This is a genomic window from Micromonospora sp. LZ34 (genome assembly GCF_052981855.1).
This window is the reverse complement of the sequence record NZ_JBRIQN010000118.1, coordinates 1-4180: the sequence shown is the minus strand read 5'-3', so window position 1 is coordinate 4180 and position 4180 is coordinate 1. Positions and strand designations below refer to the sequence as shown.

Annotated in this window: 7 protein-coding genes; 4 read left to right on the top strand and 3 right to left on the bottom strand. The window is 66.5% G+C overall.

Going from position 1 to position 4180, the window contains the following annotated elements; translation table 11 throughout:
* Nucleotides 1–8: 8 nt before the first annotated feature.
* The gene (locus ACVCAH_RS37525) at nucleotides 9–260 is read right to left on the bottom strand and encodes a hypothetical protein (protein ID WP_447140956.1); all 252 of its coding nucleotides are present in this window, start codon (nucleotides 258–260) and stop codon (nucleotides 9–11) included.
* Between the two features lie 198 nt (nucleotides 261–458).
* Here ACVCAH_RS37525 and ACVCAH_RS37520 point away from each other — a divergent pair, with 198 nt between their 5' ends.
* The 3 genes from ACVCAH_RS37520 (at nucleotide 459) to ACVCAH_RS37510 (ending at nucleotide 2055) form a co-directional block, all read left to right on the top strand.
* Nucleotides 459–995 carry a hypothetical protein gene (locus ACVCAH_RS37520; RefSeq protein ID WP_447140955.1) on the top strand — a complete coding sequence of 179 codons (537 nt, stop codon included), beginning with the start codon at nucleotides 459–461 and terminating at the stop codon, nucleotides 993–995.
* A gap of 293 nt (nucleotides 996–1288) precedes the next feature.
* Nucleotides 1289–1624 (top strand): hypothetical protein, encoded by a 336-nt coding sequence (locus ACVCAH_RS37515; protein WP_447140954.1) that lies wholly within the window; start codon nucleotides 1289–1291, stop codon nucleotides 1622–1624.
* A 194-nt stretch (nucleotides 1625–1818) separates the two neighbouring features.
* On the top strand, nucleotides 1819–2055 hold the full coding sequence (locus ACVCAH_RS37510) for a hypothetical protein (protein WP_447140953.1): 237 nt from the start codon (nucleotides 1819–1821) through the stop codon (nucleotides 2053–2055).
* Nucleotides 2056–2228: 173 nt separating this feature from the next.
* On the opposite strand, the gene ACVCAH_RS37505 is transcribed toward ACVCAH_RS37510, so the two are convergent.
* Complete coding sequence (locus ACVCAH_RS37505; RefSeq protein ID WP_447140952.1) at nucleotides 2229–2558, bottom strand: hypothetical protein; 330 nt, start codon at nucleotides 2556–2558, stop codon at nucleotides 2229–2231.
* Between the two features lie 110 nt (nucleotides 2559–2668).
* Here ACVCAH_RS37505 and ACVCAH_RS37500 point away from each other — a divergent pair, with 110 nt between their 5' ends.
* Nucleotides 2669–2902: a tautomerase family protein gene (locus ACVCAH_RS37500; RefSeq protein WP_447140951.1), complete on the top strand. Its 234-nt coding sequence runs from the start codon at nucleotides 2669–2671 to the stop codon at nucleotides 2900–2902.
* A gap of 528 nt (nucleotides 2903–3430) precedes the next feature.
* On the opposite strand, the gene ACVCAH_RS37495 is transcribed toward ACVCAH_RS37500, so the two are convergent.
* Nucleotides 3431–3919, bottom strand: a complete 489-nt coding sequence (locus ACVCAH_RS37495; RefSeq protein WP_447140950.1) for a VOC family protein — start codon at nucleotides 3917–3919, stop codon at nucleotides 3431–3433.
* Nucleotides 3920–4180 lie beyond the last annotated feature (261 nt).

Here is a 4180-nt window from a genome sequence, read left to right as displayed (position 1 = left end):
ACCAGCGCCTACGCACCCGCACCGCCACAACCCGACGCCACCGCGGACACCTCAACCCCGCCTAACTTCGAAGAGCCATGATGCAGCGGATCGCCGTTCTTGACGTCTGAGCGCGAAATCAACGCGCCCTCGGGCTCCACTACGCCCTGCGAGAGCTTTGCGCGCAGTTCGCCTTGCAGATCTGCTGCCGAGAGGGCGGCAGTCAGGCGCAGCGGTTGGAGCGCGGCTGCCGCCGATTCGTTCATTCTGATCGTCAACACGGCTGCAGCGTAGGGGCGAGCAGCACCGGCACCGGCACGTTGCAAGGGCGAGGATCACCACCAGGAATGCCAGAGCCTGCTCGTGGCACGAATGTGCGCCACAGATCGTGCCCGATGGCGCCCGTTCGTGGCACCCGCTACGGCCACGTGGCTGGCGCTTGCCCATCTGCTCCGGGGATTGCCGTAGGGTCGGCCGCCATGGAGACGGTGAGCTCAGCGATGGCTGTCCTGCTGCGCGGGATGACAGAGGCCTCATGGGCCATCGAGCGCAACTTCACCGAGCTCTACCTGAACTACGACCTCTTCGTGCCAGACGCCGGCGGCGGGCGAAGCCGGTTCGAAGGCACGGATGATGAGGTACTGATTTGGGGCAGTCAGCTGCTGTTCGACCCGTACGACGGGGTGGGCCAGCCATCGCTCGGCGGACATCTGGAGTTCGATGCCCTGACGATCAGGCTGCCGCACCTCCCGGTGGAGGTCACAGACTATCCGTCCGAGATCCGCCTTTATCTGCGGCTGACGCTGCGCGAGGACGGCTTCACGCTGACAGCTGGTATCGACGTCGACCTCCTCCAGCCAGTGTTCAAGTATCCAGCCGGCGAGCACACAGTCATGCGCATCACCGAGGAACTCACCACCGTGGACGAGGCCGTAGCCGCCGCCCAACGCGCCGTCGGGGCCTTCGCCGATCACTACTCACTCTTCGACGACATCGGCTTCCCCCGCCGGACCTAGACATGACACGCCCTCACCGCTGGCGGCCCACTTCATCGGCAACCGGAAAGGGCCCCACTCGCCCACCAGATGCTTGACAGTGATCGATACTTTGCTTGCTCGCGTGATGTTGCGGGCATCGAGCTGTGCGAGGCCGGGATCGGCGCCGGTGGAATTGTCGGTCGTGGAGCAGCGGTATCGGGCGGTATTGGTGTTGTCTCCTCGTCAGAGAGGCCAATGGTGATCGAAGAGTCCCAACTACCAGGAGGACGTGCGACCACGGGCTGGCCATGGTGACTTCCTTTCGGCACCGATTGATCGCGGCCCTGACTCTGGCGGCGATCGGGCTGAGCCTCAGTGGATGCCAGAAGGCGATCAGCGTGGGCGCGGTCAACCGTTGCGGTGTAGACGTCGAGATCCAGGCAGACACCGTGCGAGAGGCGACGACCCGGTGGATCACGGTGCGCGCCGGTGATCAGGAAAAAGTCGCGGCCATGGGCGAGAACACCGAGACGCTCTACGTCAACCTGCGGGCGCCGGGCAACGGGGAGGCTCGAAGCTTCGACGTGCCGACGACATCGCTCGGAAAGCCGTCCGCCGACGTGGACTACGAGGCGCTGCTCGTGCTGGACGGCGACCGCTGTCCATGAGTCTGCGGCCAAGGTGTCCACCGACCAGACACGCCCCGCATCGTTGCCGACCCGACGCCTCTCGGAACCAAGGTCAACCGTCACGCAGGTCCTGGGACGGATTCGTCAAGCGGTGGGACTAGACAGTTCACCGTGCCCGTTGTCCCTCGTTGACCGATCAGCGGCGGCCGTCGAGTGCTTGGTCCGCGACGTCGATGACCATCACCGTAACGTTGTCGTGCCCCAACGTGAAGGCGGTCCAGCGGATGCCTGGGCACGCGTCGGCGGCGATGACGCTGGACGTCTACGCGAACCTGTTCGAGGACGACCTGGACCAGGTGGCGGACCGCCTGGACCGTGCGGCGCCTCGTGCTGCTGCGGACTCAGTGCGGACTGATGGCATCGGTCCCGATCTTGACGCCGTTCGTCCGGGTCGTCGGCAGCATGCCTGACCAGGGGTTTCCGTGGGGGGCGGGCGGGACTCGAACCCGCGACCGAGGGATTACGAGACCAAACTGCATGCCCCGCCAACCTGGCCACATGCGGCCTAGCAGCGGAAACACCTCTCGACATCTCACACCACCCCCCGCTGTCCGCCGACCTCTTGCGGACAAAATGCGGACCGTCACTTGCCACGCATTGCTCGCGGCATCACGTCCCGTCGCAAGGTCCTCATCAGGGCCGCGTGTCGATTGGTGCCGCCGCGTGGCATGAGTCGACGGGAGTGCAGGGTTAGCAGCCCAACCCATCCGGCGGCCACCCCGACAAACACTGTTCCAAACGTGATGGCGATCGGCACCCAGACCAGCGGTGGCTTCAGGGGCCAGAGGGCTATCGTGCCAATGGTCAAACCCATCATGAGCGGCCCGAGGAGCAGGCAGCGGTAGCCGACGACCGGCAGCCGATATGCACTCGTCGCCCGGATCCGGTCGACCGCCTTGTCGACCTCTGCCATGTCGGTAACCTCCCCGGAGTCGCCGTGACTGTACAGAGGCCCCGCTCTCATGCCATCCCGCCGACCGTTGACCCACACACCGTGGAGCACGCCAGCGCCAGGGTGACAAGGTGGACGACGCCCGGTTCCGGGTGGAGATCACCGTCCCGCAGAGCGCGCTGTCCGATCGTCGCAAGGCCGGCCTGGTCGCCGAAACGACGACCGTCGTGCTGGACGCGGCCGGGCTGACCGACGTCGACGCGCAGCGCGTATGGGTGCTCATCCACGAACAGCCCGACGGCACGTGGGGCGCGGGCGGGATGATCGTGCGCTACGCGGATCTCGTGGCCCTCGCCGCGAAGTAGAGCAAGCCCCTCCGTCGATGCGGCGAGCCCAGTGCACGGAGGCGACGGTTTCGGGGTCGGCCAGGACCAGGGCCGACGAAGCCGTTGGTTCCTGCGGTGGCGGCCGATGACCGGGGACGATGGTGGGGGCGCCGCCTGCCGGCATCTGGACGGTATGGGCCGGCACCAAACCGGATCGTCGCATTTTGCAGGGATGGATTGAGAGCCGCGCGCGCAGGGTTGCCGGCGAGTTCGGCTGTTGCCAGAAGAGCCCACCGTCAGGTTCTTCAGTTCAGATACCGGTGCGGGCGTTAAGCGGGTGGGACGACAATGTGCTTGACCTCTGCCATGTAGCGCCCGGCGGCCGCGGAGGCATCGTCCGGGGAGCTCCCGGTTTCACGCGCACGCATGTACGCCGCGTACCAGTCCCACCAGTCGTGCGGTGGGGCGACCGCCTCAAACGAGCCGTGGTGTTCGGCCGTCTCATGAAGGAGCTGCGCAAGATCTTCAACGTCCATCGGTCGGAACCTCCTCGGTCGTGCGGACTCGTCACCGTCCGGGTTGCCGCTCCTTGACCTCCTGCAGCAGCCACCCGTTGCCGTCCGGGTCGGTGAACGAGGCGAATGAGGCGTAGCTGCGACGGTCTGGGGCGGGGCCGTCCACCCGTTCTTGGTCGCCGGTGTCGTAGACGTTGTGGTAGACCTCGCTCACCTCCACGCCCCTGCTGATCAGGTCGGCGCGGGCTTGATCGATGTCGGAGACCACGAGGTAGGTGCCCTGGGCAGTGCCAGGCGCCGCGGGGGTGAGCCCGCGGCCGAGGTGGATCGAGCATGCCGACCCCGGCGGCGTCAGTTGTACGACCCTGAACTTCGGGCCGGCCTCGTAGTCCGCATCGAGCCGCCACCCCAAGCCCTGGTAGAAGCGCAGGGCGCGGTCGACGTCAGCCACAGGAATGACGACGACCTCGAGTTTCATGAGGGTAGTCGGCTCCTTGACGACGTCCGTTGCGCCGCCCTGATCTTCCTGCGGGGTGCTCATGTCGACCTCCCGTGACGGATGCCCGCTTCGGTTCGTGACCCTGGATGAGCCCCCACCGGGCGGGGACCCGAGCGCCGACTCCGGGTCATCCGTGGACCGGCTGATACGACAATTGTGGCTTGCCGGACACTGCCGATGAGGGCCGTTGGCGCAACGCGCTCCCACCTCGGCAATCGCCCGTAGCGGCTCTTCGAAGTTAGGCGGGGTTGAGGTGTCCGCGGTGGCGTCGGGTTGTGGCGGTGCGGGTGCGTAGGCGCTGGT